At 38.8% G+C, this 19,896-nt stretch carries 16 protein-coding genes; all 16 read left to right on the top strand.

All coding sequences use genetic code 11. The features are described from left to right. Window positions 1-3: 3 nt before the first annotated feature. The 16 genes from dapA to MWJ95_RS22675 all read left to right on the top strand — a co-directional run bounded on the left by dapA (window position 4) and on the right by MWJ95_RS22675 (window position 19,691). Entirely contained in the window at window positions 4-921 is a 918-nt protein-coding gene (gene dapA / locus MWJ95_RS22750) for a 4-hydroxy-tetrahydrodipicolinate synthase (protein ID WP_249073075.1), read from the top strand. Between the two features lie 590 nt (window positions 922-1,511). Continuing rightward, entirely contained in the window at window positions 1,512-3,179 is a 1,668-nt protein-coding gene (locus MWJ95_RS22745) for a ribonuclease J (RefSeq protein WP_249073074.1), read from the top strand. Between the two features lie 309 nt (window positions 3,180-3,488). Continuing rightward, complete coding sequence (locus tag MWJ95_RS22740; RefSeq protein WP_249073073.1) at window positions 3,489-5,777, top strand: FtsK/SpoIIIE family DNA translocase; 2,289 nt, start codon at window positions 3,489-3,491, stop codon at window positions 5,775-5,777. 187 nt (window positions 5,778-5,964) lie between these two features. Further along, complete coding sequence (locus MWJ95_RS22735; protein WP_249073072.1) at window positions 5,965-6,693, top strand: GntR family transcriptional regulator; 729 nt, start codon at window positions 5,965-5,967, stop codon at window positions 6,691-6,693. 54 nt (window positions 6,694-6,747) lie between these two features. Then, window positions 6,748-7,839, top strand: coding sequence for a BMP family lipoprotein (locus MWJ95_RS22730; protein WP_249107288.1), 1,092 nt, complete (start codon window positions 6,748-6,750; stop codon window positions 7,837-7,839). A gap of 585 nt (window positions 7,840-8,424) precedes the next feature. Beyond that, on the top strand, window positions 8,425-9,972 hold the full coding sequence (locus MWJ95_RS22725) for an ABC transporter ATP-binding protein (RefSeq protein ID WP_249073070.1): 1,548 nt from the start codon (window positions 8,425-8,427) through the stop codon (window positions 9,970-9,972). Further along, window positions 9,972-11,018, top strand: a complete 1,047-nt coding sequence (locus MWJ95_RS22720; RefSeq protein ID WP_249073069.1) for an ABC transporter permease — start codon at window positions 9,972-9,974, stop codon at window positions 11,016-11,018. Before MWJ95_RS22725 ends, MWJ95_RS22720 begins: the two co-directional genes overlap by 1 nt. 1 nt (window position 11,019) lies before the next feature. Next, window positions 11,020-11,979: an ABC transporter permease gene (locus MWJ95_RS22715; protein ID WP_249073068.1), complete on the top strand. Its 960-nt coding sequence runs from the start codon at window positions 11,020-11,022 to the stop codon at window positions 11,977-11,979. 259 nt (window positions 11,980-12,238) lie between these two features. Next, the gene (gene yfmF, locus MWJ95_RS22710) at window positions 12,239-13,510 is read left to right on the top strand and encodes an EF-P 5-aminopentanol modification-associated protein YfmF (protein ID WP_249073067.1); all 1,272 of its coding nucleotides are present in this window, start codon (window positions 12,239-12,241) and stop codon (window positions 13,508-13,510) included. Continuing rightward, window positions 13,507-14,808 carry an EF-P 5-aminopentanol modification-associated protein YfmH gene (gene yfmH / locus MWJ95_RS22705; RefSeq protein ID WP_249073066.1) on the top strand — a complete coding sequence of 434 codons (1,302 nt, stop codon included), beginning with the start codon at window positions 13,507-13,509 and terminating at the stop codon, window positions 14,806-14,808. Before yfmF ends, yfmH begins: the two co-directional genes overlap by 4 nt. Then, complete coding sequence (gene ymfI / locus MWJ95_RS22700; RefSeq protein ID WP_249073065.1) at window positions 14,805-15,533, top strand: elongation factor P 5-aminopentanone reductase; 729 nt, start codon at window positions 14,805-14,807, stop codon at window positions 15,531-15,533. The genes yfmH and ymfI overlap by 4 nt, the downstream gene beginning before the upstream one ends. A 44-nt stretch (window positions 15,534-15,577) precedes the next feature. Beyond that, window positions 15,578-15,835, top strand: coding sequence for a DUF3243 domain-containing protein (locus tag MWJ95_RS22695; protein ID WP_249073064.1), 258 nt, complete (start codon window positions 15,578-15,580; stop codon window positions 15,833-15,835). A gap of 227 nt (window positions 15,836-16,062) precedes the next feature. Then, window positions 16,063-16,851: a DUF3388 domain-containing protein gene (locus tag MWJ95_RS22690; protein ID WP_249073063.1), complete on the top strand. Its 789-nt coding sequence runs from the start codon at window positions 16,063-16,065 to the stop codon at window positions 16,849-16,851. Window positions 16,852-16,867: 16 nt separating this feature from the next. Further along, on the top strand, window positions 16,868-17,788 hold the full coding sequence (locus MWJ95_RS22685) for a helix-turn-helix domain-containing protein (RefSeq protein WP_249073062.1): 921 nt from the start codon (window positions 16,868-16,870) through the stop codon (window positions 17,786-17,788). A 50-nt stretch (window positions 17,789-17,838) separates the two neighbouring features. After that, window positions 17,839-18,417, top strand: a complete 579-nt coding sequence (pgsA, locus tag MWJ95_RS22680; RefSeq protein ID WP_249073061.1) for a CDP-diacylglycerol--glycerol-3-phosphate 3-phosphatidyltransferase — start codon at window positions 17,839-17,841, stop codon at window positions 18,415-18,417. Window positions 18,418-18,434: 17 nt separating this feature from the next. After that, window positions 18,435-19,691: a competence/damage-inducible protein A gene (locus tag MWJ95_RS22675; protein ID WP_249107287.1), complete on the top strand. Its 1,257-nt coding sequence runs from the start codon at window positions 18,435-18,437 to the stop codon at window positions 19,689-19,691. The last annotated feature ends 205 nt before the right edge of the window (window positions 19,692-19,896 follow it).

The following is a 19,896-nucleotide window of genomic DNA, read 5'->3' as shown; positions in this document are numbered from 1 at the left end:
AGGATGAATTTAGGTCGAATTGGAACGGCGATGATTACGCCGTTCAAAGAAGATGGCACGATTAATTATCCAGAACTAGAACGTATTATTAATTATTTGATTGATAATGGTACAGATTGTATTGTCGCTTGTGGCACAACCTCTGAAAATCCAACTATGTCCACAGAAGAAAAAATTGAAGTTGTTCGCTTTACAGTAGAAAAAGCAGCAGGTCGTGTACCTGTAATTGCAGGTACAGGGGATAACGAAACGGCGTACTCTATTGCAATGACGCACAAGGCAGAAGAAAATGGTGCAAATGGTATCATGCTTGTAGCACCATATTATAATAAGCCAAATCAACGCGGTATTTTTGCGCATTTTGAAACAATTGCCAAAGAAACAAGTTTACCTGTCATGCTTTATAACGTGCCAGGACGCACAGGCATCAATGTTGCCTATGAAACTTCCGTTGCTTTAAGTAAAATTCCTAATATTTCATGGATTAAAGAAGCGAGCGGCAATCTAGATCAAATGGGCGATATTATTGAGAATGTTGATTCAGATGATAATTTCTTAGTTTATAGCGGAGATGATGGTTTAACACTCCCACTACTAGCAATCGGCGGAGCAGGTATTATTTCAGTTGCTGCTCATGTTGTAGGAAATGATATGCAATTAATGATTAAAGCGTTTGAAGAAGGAAATCACGAGCTAGCAGCCAAAATTCACCGAGCATTATTACCACTTGTACGTGCGCTATTCGCACAGCCAAACCCATCGCCTGTAAAATACGCGATGACCAAATTAGGCTTTGATACACTAAATGTTCGTCTGCCAATGATGGAAATGACAGATGAAGAGAAAGCAAACTTTGACCGAATTTGGGATACTTATCAAGAAAAAGCGAGAAGCTTTAGGCAAATAAGTACCTTTAGTTAAATACTCAGACCGTCAACAAACGTGAGATTTTTTGTTTGTTGACGGTCTTTTTTCTTTGTTAGAAATAAAGAAGAATAAGATCATTGCTTCGGTGGGAGGCCCCTCATGGAAGATAGTATGGAGGGAAAACTGCACAGGTGAGGCAAAAATCCGCTCGGGTAAGCGTGAAGATCGCTCAGGTTAGGCAGAGATCCGCTCAGGTAGGAGTGAAAATCGCTCAGGTCAGGCAGAGATCCGCTCGGGTAAGAGTGGAAATCGCTCAGGTCAGGCAGAAATCCGCTCGGGAAGGCGTAAAAATCGCTCAGGTCAATCAGAGATCCACTCAAGCGCTAGAATCCCCATACAAAGAATGGCTTACAAACAGCGCTAGATCCCCATCTACAAAAGCTACGTCGTTAAAATAAAGACAAAAACTAGGCCTTTCACATTGCCACATCTCAATCTAGCTTTCCATCTATTAGAAATAAAATTAGCAATAAATTTCTGTTTCCAATATGAAAGTTGTATTTTTAATTTGTGCAAAAGCTTTGCAAACCGTATAATAAATCTTAAGTGGTTGCTGTTCGGGATATTTTTTAGGAGGAAATAAATTGACAAAAAAGAAAAATGAATTAATTCGCATCATTCCACTTGGTGGCGTGGGCGAAATTGGAAAAGCAATGTACGTAGTAGAAATTGACGAAGAGCTATTTGTAGTGGATAGCGGTTTAATGTTCCCTGAAGACGAAATGCTGGGCATTGATATCGTAATTCCAGATATTACGTATTTAGAAGAAAATAAAGATCGCGTAAAGGGGATTTTCTTAACACATGGTCACGAAGATGCAATTGGCTCGATTGCCTATGTTCTACAGAAAGTGAAAGCGCCAGTGTACGGATCAAAATTAACAATTGCACTTGCAAAGGAACATTTAAAGGAATTGCCTGCACCACATCAGGTAAAATTCTTTGAGGTTACGAACCGTAGTCGTATGAATTTTAACTCAACGTATGTGACATTCTTCCATACAACACATAGTATTCCCGATTCGTTAGGGGTAGTGTTCCATACATCTGAAGGAGCAATTGTTCATACAGGTGAGTTTAAATTCGATCAATCAGCGACAGGTAAATTTAAGCCTGATTTAGCAAAAATGGCTCAGTTAGGAGAAGAAGGCGTATTTATTCTGTTATCTGAGTCTAGTGAAGCTGAGCGACCAGGTTATACAACATCTGAGCTTGTGATTGAAGAGCAATTATCAAAAACATTCCATTCAGCACCAGGTCGTATTTTAGTTGCTGTTTATGCATCGAATTTTATTCGTATTCAACAAGTATTTACACAAGCTCAAAAGTCGTTCCGTAAAGTAGTCATTGTAGGAAAACCTTTAGAAAAAGCTGTGGATTTAGGTGTCCAGCTAGGTCATTTAACGGTTGAGGAAGATACAATCATCCCAATCTCAGAAATGCAAAAATATCAAGATGATGAGATTATTATCATTGCTACAGGTAATAAAGGGGAGCCACTTGATGCATTAGAAAAAATCGTCCGCAAACATCACCGAGACATTAAAATAAAGCAAAACGATACAGTATTAATTACGTTCACACCGTCTCCTAGTATGGAAGTACAAATGGCTAATACGATGAACTCTATCGCAAAAGCAGGTGCTGAGATTCTAACATCTAGTAAGAATGTACATGTGTCGGGTCACGGAAGCCAAGAGGACTTAAAATTAATGCTAAACTTAATGCAACCGAAGTACTTTATCCCTGTGCAAGGTGAGTACCGTATGCTTATTGCTCACTCTAAGCTTGCTCAACAACTAGGTATGCATAAATCTCAAATTTTTATCGCCGATAAAGGGGATATTGTAGAATATAAAAATGGTAAAATGCGAATGAGTGGCCGTGTACAAGCTGGTAATGTATTAATAGACGGTATTGGTGTTGGCGATGTAGGTAATATCGTACTGCGCGATCGTAAGTTATTATCGCAGGATGGTATTTTCATCGTTGTCGTAACATTAAACCGTGCTCAAAAGAAAATTGCATCTGGTCCAGAAATTTTATCGCGTGGATTCGTATATGTACGCGAATCAGAGGAATTAATGGTAGAAGCTTCTGATATTGCTAAAAATGTTATTGAAAAATACGTTGGTAAAGATACGTTTGAATGGACAAACATTAAACAAGAAATTAGAGATACACTGAATACGTATTTATTCCAAAAAACGAAGCGCCGCCCAATGATTATCCCAATCATTATGGAATATTAAAATTGAAAGATCATCGTTGAACGAAAAAGGATTTTCTAACCGAATGTAAACGGTGGAGAATCCTTTTTTGGCTCAAACCAAAGTTGAGAATGGGGTTTAATGAAATATATACCTTTTATGTAAGTTGATTGGAGTGGAGGCTGGGCGACTCCTTGGGGATCAGCGATAGGGGAACGAAGCGCCCAGCCGGAACGGAAATCAGCCACACGTTATGGTAATAAGTTTTTTGAAATAATCAAGTTTTACATGTTATTATCCATATTATTATTCGCTACGTAAAAGAATGGATTGTAAAAGAAGGTGAAATAGATGGCGACTAGGAAAAAAAGAAAAGTCACAAAAGGAAAAGCGACGACAGAAAAAAAAGAAATGCATCCGCTTATGTATGAAATTATAGGTCTGATCTTAATTGCATTGGCGGTCATTATGATTTTTGAATATGGCATGATCGGACGTATTCTACAGACAATCGCCATGTTTTTTTTAGGGAATTTACATTTTGCTGTGCCTTGTATGCTGATATATGTAGCGTTATTACTAATGATTGGGCGAAAAAAAGTAAGTATTTATAATCGTCTAATTTTAGGTATGCTCCTCATTGTTATGAGTTTAACAATTTTTAGTCACGGCATTCTCTTTGAACAATTATCAAAATCTGGTGGTTTATTATCAGACTCTGTGTTACGAGAATCTTGGCGAATTTTAATTAATTCAGAGGGCATTATCCATCGAAGTAATGCACTTGGCGGAGGTATGATTGGTGCACTGTTATTCAGTGCTCTACATGTATTATTTGAGGCAACAGGTGCGAAGGTCGTTGCATGGGTTATTTTCTTTATCGGCTTAATTTTAGTAACAGGAAAGGCACTTGTTCCATATTTAGCGGAAAAAATGCCCGCTCTTTTTGGTAAATGGCAAAAGAAACATCGCGAAAAGAAAAAAAGTGTGCCTAAAAAACCTACTAATCGCCGTTCAAAAGTAGAAAGTAAGGATGAAATTGCAGCTGTCGATCAGGAGCCTGAGGTACAAGAGGAAGAAGAGATTGCTCATGAACCAATCATCTCAGCCTTTACTCAGAATGTGTCACATGAACGAGAAGTATTTGCAACACCAGAAAATGAAGACCTTGAACATGGAGAGATTGTTGATGATGTCCATATTGAAGGTGCAGATGCTGTGGAAAATGCAGATTATCAACTTCCATCGTATAATCTATTACAATTACCGCCACAGCATGACCAAAGCGGCGAATATTCTGTCATACAGGCAAATGCGAAAAAACTTGAGCAAACTCTACAGAGCTTTGGTGTAAAGGCAAAAGTAACACAAGTTCATTTAGGTCCAGCTGTGACGAAATACGAAATATTACCAGATGTAGGTGTGAAAGTAAGTAAAATTGTAAACTTACAGGATGATCTTGCCTTAGCACTTGCTGCGAAGGACATCCGTATGGAAGCACCAATCCCTGGGAAGTCTGCGATTGGCATCGAAGTACCAAATAGTGAGGTAGCCATTGTTACACTTCGGGAAGTGTTAGAGTCTAAGGATGGTGCCAAGCCCGAGGCATTATTACAAGTGGCGTTCGGTCGTGATATTACTGGACAAGCAGTACTTGCTGAGCTCAATAAAATGCCACATTTACTTGTTGCAGGTTCAACCGGTAGTGGGAAAAGTGTGTGTATAAATGGTATTATCGTTTCAATCCTAATGCGTACAAAACCACATGAGGTAAAGCTCATGATGATTGACCCGAAAATGGTGGAGTTAAATGTTTATAATGGCATTCCACATCTCCTAGCACCCGTTGTTACAGATGCCCGTAAAGCATCTCAGGCGCTGAAGAAAGTTGTGGCTGAAATGGAGCGCCGCTATGATCTATTTTCTCATACTGGTACTCGTAATATCGAAGGCTACAATGGTCATGTACAAAAAGTGAATGAGCAAACAGATGAAAAACATCCGAAATTACCTTATATTGTGGTCATTGTTGACGAGTTAGCAGACTTAATGATGGTTGCCTCAAGTGATGTAGAGGATTCTATTACACGTTTAGCTCAAATGGCACGTGCAGCAGGGATTCATCTAATCATTGCAACCCAACGACCAAGTGTAGATGTATTGACAGGTGTTATTAAAGCAAATATCCCTTCTCGTATAGCCTTTGCAGTATCGTCAGCAATCGATTCTAGAACGATATTAGACATGGGCGGAGCGGAACGTTTACTCGGTCGTGGTGATATGTTGTTTTTACCTGCCGGTGCATCTAAACCAAAACGTGTGCAAGGTGCCTTCTTATCAGATCAAGAAGTTGAATCAATAGTTAGCTTTGTTATAGAACAGCAAAAAGCACAATATCAGGAGGAAATGATACCGACCGAAGAAGAGACAATTTTAGAGGAAACGGACGAATTATTTGATGAGGCTGTGCAGTTAGTTGTAAGTATGCAGACGGCTTCTGTTTCGATGTTGCAGCGCCGCTTCCGTATCGGCTATTCGAGAGCTGCTCGTATTGTCGATCAAATGGAGCAACGCGGTATTGTCGGGCCTTCAGAGGGTAGTAAACCTCGTCAAGTGCTCATTCATCAATACGATAATTAATGACGAAATAGCGACAAAAAGTTGAATAATGTTGGGTGCATGAAGTAGGCCCAAACGCATTTCAAAATTCGGACGTAATTACGCTAAGGTGCAATTGATTTCAATCTATAAAAATGTTATATTTATGAACGATTAGTAGGAATGTTGTACATCAGATGTCTGATCTCTGATTTTGGTGGTGATATATGTGACTATTAAAGCTGATCATCGTCATCTCTATCTCCAAGTAATTGATCGTTTAAAATCTGACATAGAAACAGGCGTTTTTAAAGAAAATGAAAAACTGCCTTCAGAGTTTGAATTATCGAAATCACTAGGAGTCAGTCGAGCAACACTTAGAGAAGCGCTACGACTGTTGGAAGAGGAAAATGTTATTGTGCGTCGACATGGGGTGGGGACTTTCGTAAACCCTAAGCCGTTGTTTACATCAGGTATCGAGCATTTATCAAGCATTTCTTCTATGATCGAGGCAGCAGGTATGGAACCCGGTTCTCGCTTTTTAAAGGCGACGGAAAGCATACCTTCTGAGGAAGATTTAAAACGCTTCCAAAGTGATGACGAAGATAAAATACTCACAATTGAACGTGTCAGAACAGCGGATGGCGAGCCGGTAGTATACTGCATAGACAGATTACCAGCAAGCTTCCTGCCAACTGACTTCGTAGAAAAAAAAGAAGTTTCACTTTTCTCTGCACTTGAACAATCCGGTAAAATTCATGTTGCCTATGCTGTTACATATATTGATCCAATAGGGTATCATGAGCAAGCTTCACCGATTTTAAATTGCGGACGTGAAACAGCTCTTTTAGTATTAAAGCAGTTACATTACGATGATCATGATCAAGTAGTGCTGTATTCAAAAAATTATTTCCGAGCTGATAAATTCAGCTTCCATGTAGTTCGTAAACGGGTGTAGAACATTTCTAAAACTTTTTCCTGCTAATTACAATACCTTTGGGGGGTTCATCAAATGAAAAAACGTAAATTTGGCTTAGTATTATCATCAGTTTTAGCTGCAAGTGCAATCCTAGGTGCATGTGGTACGAAAGACGAAGACAAACCTGCAAAAGAAAAAGAAAATGAAAACGCTTCATCAGGCGAAAGCAACAAAGAAGGTGCGTTCTCAGTAGCAATGGTTACTGACGTAGGTGGTATTGATGATAAATCATTCAACCAATCAGCTTGGGAAGGTGTTCAAGCTTACGGTAAAGAACATAACCTTGAAAAAAGTAAAGGTTTCGACTACTTACAATCAAAATCAGATGCAGACTATGATGCAAATTTAAACGCATTAGTACGTCGTAACTTTGACTTAATCTACGGTATTGGTTTCATGATGGAAGACGCCATTGCTGCAATAGCTGAAGAAAATCCAGATAACAAATTCGCAATCATTGACGCTGAAGTAAAAGCTGATAACGTAGTATCTGTACTGTTCAAAGAGCAAGAAGGTGCTTTCTTAGCAGGTGTAGCTGCTGCGAAAATGTCTAAATCAGGTACAATCGGTTTCGTAGGTGGCGTAGATATCCCAGTTATCAATCGCTTCGAGGCTGGATTCGTTGAAGGTGCAAAAGCTGTGAATCCAAAAATCGAAATTAAATCAAAATACACAGGTGCATTCGATAAGGCTGACCTTGGTAAAATTACGGCAAACAGCATGTACTCTGCAGGTGCAGATGTAATCTTCCACGCTGCTGGTGCAACTGGTAACGGTGTATTCTCTGAGGCAAAAGAGCGTAAGAAAAAAGACCCTAATGCAAATGTATGGGTAATTGGTGTAGATGCTGACCAATACGAAGAAGGTAAAATAGACGATAAAACAAATGTAACTTTAACTTCTATGTTAAAAGGTGTTAACACTGCAGTTGTAGATATTTCAAATAAAGCGAAAAACGGCAAATTCCCAGGTGGCAAAAAGCTTGTTTACGGTTTAGCTGAAGATGGCGTGAAGCTTGCAGATTCTCGTGGTGCAATCCCAGAAGATGTACAAAAGGTCATTGACGAATATAAAGAAAAAATTGCTAATGGTGAAATTAAAGTTCCAGAAAAAGTGAAAAAATAATTCACCTTTTGATCATCATAAGGGACTTGAAGAAGGCCCTTATGATGATTTTTCAATCTATCGTTATATTTTGACTATTCGTAATACTCTCGTTGTTTACCATAGGGGTAGTAATTTTTCTATGAGTTTATCGTAAGAATAGTAACAAGTTAATAGAAGAAAGGTTTCTAACGATGACCTTTCCTGTATTAATTTATCTTCATTCAGAAGAATATCTACCTCTATTAGTGGAACTAGATATACTGATTTTTTGTTAATAGGGTACATAATGTCCACTGAACGAAGAGGGAACCTTTGGCTGAAGTCACGGCTAATTAATGTGTAAAATGTTGAACTAACAGTGACTATGGCTAGTATTATTAAGTTTTTTAAACAAATGTTTAGCCGTGCGACAGCGCAGTGAAACGAAGCGACAGCAACAAAATGTTTTACTGTGCGAAAGCGCAGTGAAACGAAGCGACAGCAACAAAATGTTTTACTGTGCGAAAGCGTAGCGAAACGCAAAGCAACAGCTACAATGTGGCGATAGCCGCAATTACGCCAAGGCGAAAATTGATAAAAGTGCCTATTAAGGGAGTGACAAATTTGGAATACGTGATAGAGATGCTAGGAATCCGAAAAGAATTCGGTAATTTCGTGGCGAATAATAACATCACCCTCCAACTGAAAAAAGGCGAAATCCATGCATTATTAGGCGAAAATGGTGCTGGTAAATCGACTTTAATGAACGTCCTTTTTGGTTTGTATCAACCAGAGGGCGGCGAAATTCGAGTTCGTGGGAAGGCTGTTAAAATTACAAACCCGAATGTGGCCAACGATTTAGGGATTGGGATGGTCCATCAACACTTTATGTTGGTTGAAAATTTTACAGTGACAGAGAACATTATTTTAGGTTCTGAGCCTACAAAAATGGGCATTGTTAACATCAAAGATGCGGCTAAGAAAGTACAAGCCCTTTCTGAACAATATGGTTTAGACGTTGATCCGTATGCCAAAATCGAGGATATTACTGTAGGGATGCAACAGCGTGTTGAAATTTTAAAAACACTATACCGTGGTGCAGAAATTTTAATCTTTGATGAACCTACTGCATCTTTAACACCACAAGAAATTACAGAGCTTATTCAAATAATGCGCCGCTTAATTGCAGAGGGCAAATCCATTATTTTAATTACCCATAAACTTAAAGAAATTATGGAAGTCTCTGACCGCGTGACAATTATCCGAAAAGGTGAAGGGATTGGAACAGTTACAACTGCTGAAACAAATCCTAACCAATTAGCTGAAATGATGGTTGGTCGCCAAGTCGAATTTAAAACAGAAAAAACAGAAGCAAACCCAACGGATGAAGTACTTACAATCGAAAACTTGGTTGTTACAGACTACCGAAATATCGATAAAGTAAAAGGCCTAAACTTAAAAGTTCGCAAAGGTGAAATTGTTGGTATTGCAGGTATAGATGGTAATGGACAATCCGAATTAATTGAGGCTATTACTGGTCTACGTAAAATTAAAAATGGTCACGTGAAATTAAATGGTAAAGAAATTACAAATATGAAGCCTCGTAAAATTACGGAGGAAGGCGTTGGGCATATCCCACAAGATCGCCATAAGCACGGTTTAGTATTAGATTTCCCAATTGGCCATAATATCGTTCTGCAAACATATTATCAGTCTCCAATTGCTAAAGGCTTTGTTATGAACTACAAGAAGGTTTCCGAAAAAGCCCGTCACATTATCGAAGAATATGATGTTCGTACTGGTAATGGTGAAATGACGCCAGCACGTGCCCTTTCAGGTGGTAACCAGCAAAAAGCGATTATCGGTCGTGAAATTGACCGTAATCCGGACTTATTGATCGCTGCTTTACCAACTCGTGGTCTGGACGTAGGTGCTATTGAATTTATTCACTCTCGCCTGATTGAGCAACGTGATAAAGGAAAAGCAGTACTGTTAATTTCTTTTGAATTAGATGAGGTCATGAATGTCTCGGACCGTATCGCTGTTATTTATGAAGGTCAAATTGTGGATGAGTTAAATCCAAAAGAAACGACAGAACAAGAGCTTGGTCTATTAATGGCAGGACAAAATAGTAAAAATAATACGAATGGTGCGAAGGAGGGGAACGACTAATGTCAAATCGTGTCATTAATATTCTCGTTCCTATCATCTCTATCATTATCGGTTTAATTGTTGGTGCTATCGTGATGGTAGTTAGCGGCTATGACCCAGTACAAGGTTATAGTGCACTTTGGACAGGTATTTTTGGAGATTCATATTCTATAGGGAACACAATCCGTCAAATAACACCGTATATATTGGCGGGTCTTGCAGTAGCATTTGCCTTCCGTACAGGGTTATTTAATATTGGTGTTGAAGGTCAGTTAATTTTAGGTTGGCTAGCAGCAGCTTGGGTTGGCTATGCGTTTGATCTACCTAAAATCATTCACTTACCGTTAGCATTACTTGCGGCAGCAGCTGCAGGTGCATTTTGGGCCTTTATTGCAGGTTTCTTAAAAGCGAAATTTAAAGTTCACGAAGTTATAGCGACAATTATGTTAAACTACACTGCGCTTTATATTGCGAATGCAGTGATTAAAAAATTGTCTGACGGTAGCTTTAAAACAGAACGTGTTCATGCGTCAGCGTCTTTACGTTCTCCGTTTTTAAGAGAGCTTACAGACAATTCAAGTCTTCACTATGGCATCATTGTTGCACTGTTGATGGTAGTAGTTATGTGGTTCATTCTAGAAAAAACAACACGTGGGTATGAGCTAAAAGCGGTAGGCTTTAATAAGCACGCTGCAGACTATGCTGGTATGAGCGTGAACAAAAATATTATTTTAGCTATGACGATTTCAGGTATGTTCGCTGGTCTTGGTGGTGCTATGGAGGCACTAGGTACTTTCGGAAACGCCTCTATTAAACCAGGCTTTACTGGTATTGGTTTCGATGGGATCGCTGTTGCCTTACTTGGTGCAAACACGCCACTAGGGGTTGTATTTGGCGCTTCATTATTTGGCTCACTGAAATACGGAGCACTAAATATGCCGAATGCTGCAGGTATTCCAGAGGAAATCGTGTCCATTATTATCGCATTAATTATTTTCTTCGTAGCATCAGGCTATATTATTCGAGTAGCATTACAAAAGTTGAGCAAGAAAAAGGAGGGACAATAACATGGGCTTTTTAGAAATGTTATATTTCATCATCCCTTCAGCGATTCTTTATGCAACACCTTTAATTTTTACGGCAATCGGTGGTGTATTCTCTGAACGTTCTGGTGTTGTAAACATCGGACTAGAAGGTTTAATGATTGTCGGCGCATTCGTTGGTATTTATGTTAACTTAGAATATGCTTCAACATTTGGTGCAGCAACAATTTGGGTGGCAATGCTGGCAGCTATCATTATTGGGGGAATCTTCTCACTTCTCCATGCAGTTGCGTCTATTTCCTTCCGTGCCGATCAAACAGTATCGGGGGTTGCTATCAACTTATTAGGTTTAGCGGTATCCGTATTCTTGGTGAAAATGATTTATGATAAAGGTCAAACAGATATGATTACCCGATCAATAGACCGTTTTGGTATCCCGTATTTACAGGATATCCCGTTCTTTGGTCCATTATTATTCCGTGATGTCTATAGTACGTCAATTTTAGCTTTTGCAGTTGCTATTGGGGCATGGTTTATCATTTATAAAACACCATTTGGGTTACGTTTACGCGCTGTCGGTGAACATCCAATGGCTGCAGATACGATGGGCGTAAATGTTAATAGAATGCGCTATATTGCTGTTGTTATCTCTGGTGCATTAGGTGGTCTTGGTGGTGCAGTATACGCGCAATCAATTACACTTAATTTCTCACATGCAACAATTGCTGGTCAAGGTTTTATGGCTATTGCTGCAATGATTTTTGGGAAATGGCATCCAATCGGTGCATTAGGTGCAGCTTTATTCTTTGGTGTAGCTCAAACGTTAAGTGTTGCAGGAAGTGGAATGCCTTACATTCAAGACATCCCTGCTGTATATCTACAAATTTTACCGTACGTATTAACAATCCTTGCACTAGCAGGATTTATCGGTAAAGCAAATGCACCAAAAGCTAGTGGGCAGCCTTATATTAAGGGAAAACGCTGATAACAAACAGACAATGTTGATACGAAAGACTGAGCGAAAATGCTCAGTCTTTTTCCTTGTACATATCTCAAGTGTTTGGGAAAATAATGGTTGGAGACGGATCTTTATTGACAAGTATGAACAGGATAATTCAATCAACGAAATTAATTTCCATACTTTTCATATACATACTTTGGATTCTTTTTGCAATTATAGACAATAGACATGTATAGTATGTGTAGTACTTTGTTATATTAAGAAAGATAAGGAGGGTTCTAATATGTTTAAAACAATACCTTTTGCAAAAGGTGTCAATTTGCATATCCGACAAACGACCCAATTTAAAACCGTGAATTTTTCAATTAAATGGAGAAGAGCATTAACGGCCACAAATGCGTCTGAACGCACAGTGTTAACAAATGTATTGCAACATAGCAATGCTACCTATCAGACAACAGCTGCATTCCGCAGTTTTTTGGATGATTTGTATGGCACAGTGTTATATTTTGACACATCTAAACGTGGTAATGAACATACAGTACTGATGAATGTAGAAACTGTTAATGATCATTTTTTGGCAAATACAAGTGTTTTAAACGAGGTACTTGATTTATTGCACACAGCAATATTTGAACCGAATTTAGAAAACGGTGTATTTAAAGAATCGATTGTGGAACGTGAAAAGAAAACGGTTATTCAGCGTATTGAGTCCATTTTTGACGATAAATCACGTTTTGCGCAGCAACGTATTCAACAAATTTTACGTCCGAATGAACCAGCCTCTATTTCTGCTAACGGAACTGTCGAGGACATTCAAAAAATTACCCCTACGACATTGTTTGCAGCATATCAATCCATGCTTGCTGACGATAAAATAGATATTTATGTCGCAGGTGATATCAATGAAGACGAAATCGTAGCAAAACTACAAAAAGCGCTACCATTTAAAGATCGTACACCTGAGGAAATCCCTGCTGTTCTTCCGCAACAGCATCCACAAAATGATTATGTACGCGAGCAGCAGGATATGAAGCAAGGAAAGCTGCATATTGGCTTTAGTACACCTGTACGATTTGGCGATGCTGATTTCGCCAAGATGCAAATCTTTAACGGCGTGTTCGGTGGGTATCCTCATGCAAAATTATTTATGAATGTTCGTGAAAAGGAAAGTTTAGCCTACTATGCGTCAAGCTCATATGCATCACATTATGGCTTAGTCTTTGTTGTATCTGGGATAGAACCTAAAAATGAAGAAAAAGCACTATCATTAATTAAAGAACAACTTGCTGTTATGCAAGCAGGTGATATTACAGATTTGGAAATTGAGCAAACAAAGGCAATGCTAACGAATCAGCTAAAAGAAGCATTAGACTCTGCCCGTGGACAAATAGAAATTTTTGACCAATATAAAGATTTACCCGAAGAGTTCTCTGTTGAAGCTTGGGCAAATAAATGGAAAGCTGTGACAAAGGAAAATATTGTTGAAATGGCGAAGCAAGTACAGCTAGAGGCGGTCTATTTCTTATGTGGAAAGGAGCAAGCCGCGCAATGAAAACTATTGAATTCAAACAATTAGATGAAACATTGTATTACGAAAAATTAGAGAATGGCTTAGATGTCTATATTTTACCAAAAAAAGGTTTTTCTAAAACATTTGTAACGTTCACCACTAAGTATGGTTCTGTTGATCGTACATTTGTACCGCTTGGTGATACGGAAAGCATAACAGTGCCAGATGGTATTGCCCACTTTTTAGAACATAAAATGTTTGAAAAAGAAGATGGAGATGTCTTCCAAAAATTTAGTGAATTCGGCGCTTCAGCCAATGCCTTTACATCATTTACACGTACTGCATATTTATTTTCTTCGACGGACAATATTTATAACAGCACAGAAACATTATTAAATTTCGTTCAAGAGCCTTACTTTACAGAAGCTACAGTTAATAAGGAGAAGGGCATTATTGGTCAGGAAATTACGATGTACGACGATCAACCAGATTGGCGCCTATACTTTGGCACAATCGAAAATATGTATCATAATCACCCAGTAAAAATTGATATCGCTGGTACGATAGAATCGATTGATGGCATTACTGCGGACCATTTATATACGTGCTACAACACATTTTATCATCCGTCCAATATGTTATTGTTTGTCATTGGCGCAGTAGATCCTAATGAAATGATGACGTTTATTCGTGACAATCAAGGCAAAAAAGAATTCCCTGAACCAACGCCGATTCAACGCTTCTTCGAAAAAGAGCCGACAGATGTTGCTATCAAAGAACGTGAGTTGCATATGGATGTACAAAAGCCTAAGGTCTATATCGGCTTAAAAGCAAAAGAAACAAATCTTTCTGGTCGTGACATGTTAAAACATGAGCTATCTGTTCAAATTGCACTTGAACTTATTTTTGGACGTACATCTAAATTTTATGAGCATGTTTATGATGATGGCTTAATCGATGAAACGTATGCATTTGATTTCACGTTAGAAAATGGCTTTGGTTTTGCTATGATTGGCTCAGATTCTACAGATCCGGCTGCATTAGAGAAAGCTATTAAGGATGAATTAGCAAAGCATGATGGAAATGCACAATTTGAAAATGCTGATTTAGAACGAGTAAAACGTAAAAAAATTGGTTTCTTCCTACGTGCACTGAACTCTATTGAATTTATTGCCAACCAATTTACACGTTATTCGTTTAATGATATGAATTTGTTCGATGTTGTGCCTGTACTAGAAGAACTAACGATTGAAGATTTGAAAAAAGCATTTTCTTCTATTCAAGGTGAATCTCAACAAACAGTCTTTAAAATTTTACCTACAGAGAAGGGCGTACAGTGAAAAAGTTTGCCCTCGTGTTAGGTGCATCGGGTGAGATTGGTCGTGCTATTTGTCAAAGTCTGGCAGAAGACGGTTGGTCCATCTACATACACTATTCAAATAATGAAAAAGCAGCACAGACTTTATACTGCTCCCTTTCAGAAAGCTTCCCTGCACAGGAGTTTTTACTTGTACAGGGAGACTTTTCAAAATCGTCTGGGGCACAATTGCTAGCATCGCAAATTTTTAATGTACAAGCAATTGTCTTTGCCAATGGTCAAGCACATTATGCGCTGCTTGAAGATACTACGGTGGAGGATATGGATGCTTTATGGCGTGTCCATGTGCAAAATCCAATGCGTCTGACGGCATTACTGTCATCAAAGCTTCGCGCTCATGATGTTAGCTATGTGCTGTTTATCGGTTCGATTTGGGGTGAAGCTGGATCGGCTGGCGAAGCACTTTACGCCACTGTGAAGGGCGCCCAGCATGCTTTTGTAAAGTCCTATGCGAAAGAAGCAGCGCTGTCACGTATTCGTGTTAATGCCATTGCACCTGGCTTTATTAATACCTCGATGAACAGTCATCTGAGTGAAGAGGAGCTTGACTATATTTTAGAGGACATTCCGCTAGGTATCATTGGACAAACAACGGATGTTGCCGAAATGGTAAGTTTTTATCTTTCTGGAAAAGCAGATTATGTAACAGGACAAATTATTCGATTAAACGGTGGCTGGTACATATAAAATTCTTTTTTGCACATACTACATGTGTAAAGGAGGAGAAACATATGACTATTTTAGAAAACTGGCAAAAGTGGACATCATTTTTAGGTCAAAATGTTATGCGAGCAGAATCAAGCGGTATGCCAACGAAAATGATCCAAGAAGCTGCTGTACAAATTGGAGAATATTTGGCGACAAATGTCGATCCTAAAAATGAACAAGAGCGAGTTTTGTCGGATTTATGGAGCGTTGCCTCTGAAGAAGAAAAACATTCATTGGCGAATTGTGTCGTTAAACTTGTGCAAAATAAGCATGTACAGTAAAAAAAGAGGAGAACCTTTCTCCTCTTTTTTTCTGTATAAAAAATAATTTCCACGTTGAAAAGGGAACGTATGTAAGCCTATTTTGTACGTTCGAAAAAAAAATAGTAAGTTTTTAAAAATAACGCCATAATTCCATGTATTCTAACTTTCCATTACATAAAAAATCAGCTATGATGGAACTTATAAAGGATTTTTTACGTTAACTAATAGGAAGGGAACGAGTGTGTTTGAGCGATTGGTACTTTGAATATGAAATTCAGGTGAATCGCCCTGGATTATTAGGAGATATTGCTTCACTTTTAGGGATGCTTCGTGTCAATATTATTTCAATTAATGGTGTCGATGAGGATCGACGTGGTATGTTAGTGCATACAGACAACGATGAGACAATTGAGCGTTTTCGTACAATTGTTTCGACAATGGAACATATTAACGTGACCAAATTTCGACAACCTAAACTTCGTGATCGATTAGCCATTAGGCACGGTCGTTATATTCCTCGAGATGCAGATGAAAAAAATACCTTCCGCTTCGTACGAGATGAACTTGGTATTTTAGTTGATTTTATGGCTGAGCTATTTAAAAAAGAAGGGCATAAGCTCATTGGGATACGTGGAATGCCTCGTGTTGGAAAAACTGAATCGATTGTGGCGGCTAGTGTATGTGCCAATAAAAAATGGATTTTTTTATCATCTACAATGATTAAGCAGACTGTTCGCAATAAACTCGCTGGCGATGAATTCAGTGACAATAATATTTTTATATTAGATGGCATTGTGACACGTCGTTCATCAGATGAGCGACATTTGCAACTAGTACGTGAAATGATGAGTATGCCTTCCATTAAGGTCGTCGAGCATCCAGACATGTTTGTTCAGCATTCAGAATATAGGATAGAGGATTTTGATTATATCATTGAATTGCGTCATCACCCAGATGAAGAAATTACGTATGAAATAATAGAAAAAAACCATGTGATGTCAGAATCCAATTCATTTGGTGGATTTAATTTTTAATTTGATATTAAAGTAGGTGTTATTAGTGGCAGAATTAGGGACTCGACTGAAAGAAGCGAGACTGTCTAAAGGCTACAGCTTAGACGATTTACAAGAAATAACAAAGATTCAAAAGCGTTATTTAATAGGTATTGAAGAAGGTAACTATTCAATAATGCCTGGTTCATTTTATGTACGAGCTTTTATTAAACAATATGCCGACGCTGTTGGTTTGGACGCAGAGGAAATTTTAGAAACTTATAAAAATGAGCTACCAGGTACTCCAAACAATCAAGTAAGTCAATCGATGACGAATAGTCCAAGTAGAAGAAAAGTTTCAAAGGGCCCTTCAACTAGAATGATGGAGGCAATGCCGAAAATAATCGTTGGTTTATTTATCATTGTCATTATTGTGGTCATTTGGGTGCTTATGCAGAATAGAAATAGTGCAGGGCCAAATGATACAGACGGTACAAATCCATCAGAAATGCAATATGATACAAATATTAAACCAATAGATACAGAAAAAGAGAAAGAAAAAGAGCAAAAGAAAGCTCAAACAAATGACAAACAAAACTCAACAGATTCCAAAGATTCAGAAAAACCTGATGAAAAGCAAACTGATGAGGCTAAGCAATCCATTTCAGCTGGAGCTATTGAAGCGGATGGTGCTACAACTTCTTATACGTTAACAGGTACCGATACATTTAAAATACGTATTGAGGTTTCCGGTCCTACATTCATCGGTATTCGAAACCAGCAGCAACAAGAAGTACTACCAGATACTCGTGTATATAATGCAGGAGAAGTAGTAGAATTCGATGCAACCTCTCAAAATTACGCCCGTATCCGTTTAGGTGATTCATCGCAAGCTAAAGTATACATTAATGACGAGCCTTTAACGTATGCACAGCAAATTGTAACGCAAAACATCGTCATCAATTTCAATAAAGAGTAGTAGTCATCTAGTGATGACTACTTTCTTTCATCATGAAAGGTGTTAGAAAAATGAACATTCCAAATAAAATTACCATCTCTCGAATCTTACTTATTCCGTTCTTTGTCATTGTTATGATGTTTGATTTTGGCTGGGGAACAATGTCGCTATTCGGTGCGACGATGCCAGTTCATCATTTTGTAGGTGCACTTATTTTTATTATTGCCTCAACGACTGATTGGGTGGATGGTTTTTATGCACGTAAGTATAATCTTGTCACAACATTTGGTAAATTTTTAGATCCACTTGCTGACAAATTACTAGTTTCTGCAGCGTTTATTTTAATGGTACAGCTTGAAATGGCGCCTGCCTGGGTCATCATAATTATTATTAGCCGTGAGTTTGCAGTAACTGGCCTTCGTTTGATATTGGCAGGTGAAGGAGAAGTAGTTGCAGCCAACCAGCTTGGTAAAATTAAAACGTGGGCTCAAATTGTGGCGATCGGAGCCGCACTTTTACACAATACAATCTTTATACTTATTGGTATTCCATTTGATGCAATTATGCTTTATATTGCCTTGTTCTTTACACTATGGTCTGGATGGGATTATTTCTATCTAAATCGCCGTGTCTTACTTGAGTCTAAATAAGAGAGGTCTTGAGGAACATGAATGCTGAAATTCTTGCTGTTGGCTCAGAGTTATTGCTTGGTCAGATTTCGAACACAAATGCAAGATTTATTTCTAGTCAATTGTCCGAATTAGGGATAAACGTGTATTATCATACGGTTGTAGGAGATAATGCACAACGTTTAGAAGAGGCTATTTCCATTGCAGAGTCTCGTGCTGATTTAATCATTTTATCTGGAGGGCTTGGTCCTACAAAGGATGATTTAACGAAGGAAACAATTGCGCGTCATCTTGACGTTACTCTCGATTTTGATGCTACCGCACTGTCTACTATTGAGCAGTTTTTTGCAAAACGAGGGCGTCCAATGACGGATAATAATCGTAAACAGGCTTTAATACTAGCAGGTAGTGAGGTGCTTGCAAACCATCACGGTATGGCACCTGGCATGATCGTAACAAAGGATGAGCGTACGTATATTTTGCTTCCAGGGCCACCAAAAGAGCTTGAGCCAATGTTCCAGTTTGAAGCAAAGCCAAAGCTTAGTGCGATGTTAAACGCTGGAGGGGTTATACAATCACATGTTATGCGTTTTTATGGTATTGGAGAGGCAGAGCTTGAAGTACGTGTTCAAAATATTTTAGATTCGCAAACTAACCCAACAGTTGCGCCACTTGCTTCTGACGGTGAGGTTACATTGCGTGTAACTGCCAAAGCAGAAACTGAGCAAGAAGCGCAGCAGCTTATAGCTGCAAAGGTAGCAGAGATCCAAGCGCTTGTAGGAGATTATCAATACGGTATGGATGATGATTCACTTGCCTCTAAAACAGTAGAAATGTTACTAGATAATAAGTTAACAATTTCTGCGGCTGAAAGTTTAACAGCGGGATTATTTCAGTCAGAACTTGCCGAAATACCTGGTGTAGGGGATGCCCTTGTGGGTGGCGTTGTGACGTATACAGAAGAGGCTAAGATAAAGCAGCTTGGTATTTCTAAAGAATTACTAACGACACATGGGATTGTCAGCAGTGAATGTGCAGCAGCTATGGCTAGTGCTGTACGTGAAAAGTTTGATACGAATATTGGTGTCGGATTAACAGGTGCTGCAGGTCCTACAGCCCATGATCATCAGCCAGTGGGGACGGTTTGGATTGGTATTGCCATTGGCGATGAGAAACCGATAACATATTTACTTCATTTATCGGGCATGCGTAATACCAATCGACTGCGCGCAGCTAAATTTACTTGTCATTATTTAATGCAGCTTTTGGCAGAAAGAGGCTTTAAAAAAAGTTAATCAATTCTGCCCTGGCATGGTATTGGTTCATCATCAAAAGATATGGATGACTTTTGTTAAAAGTCTACTTTTAAATAAGTTGATTGGAGTGGAGATTGGGCGACTCCTCGGGGATTAGCGTCACAGATGAGACCCTGGAGCGAGCAGCGCGAGTGAAGCGGCTCATCGGACGCCCCCAGGAAAGCGCCTAATCGGAACGGAAATC

Source organism: Lysinibacillus sp. Bpr_S20 (assembly GCF_023337835.1).
Taxonomy (GTDB): domain Bacteria; phylum Bacillota; class Bacilli; order Bacillales_A; family Planococcaceae; genus Lysinibacillus.
Note: the sequence above shows the minus strand (reverse complement) of the source record. Positions and strands in the feature narration are given on the sequence as shown.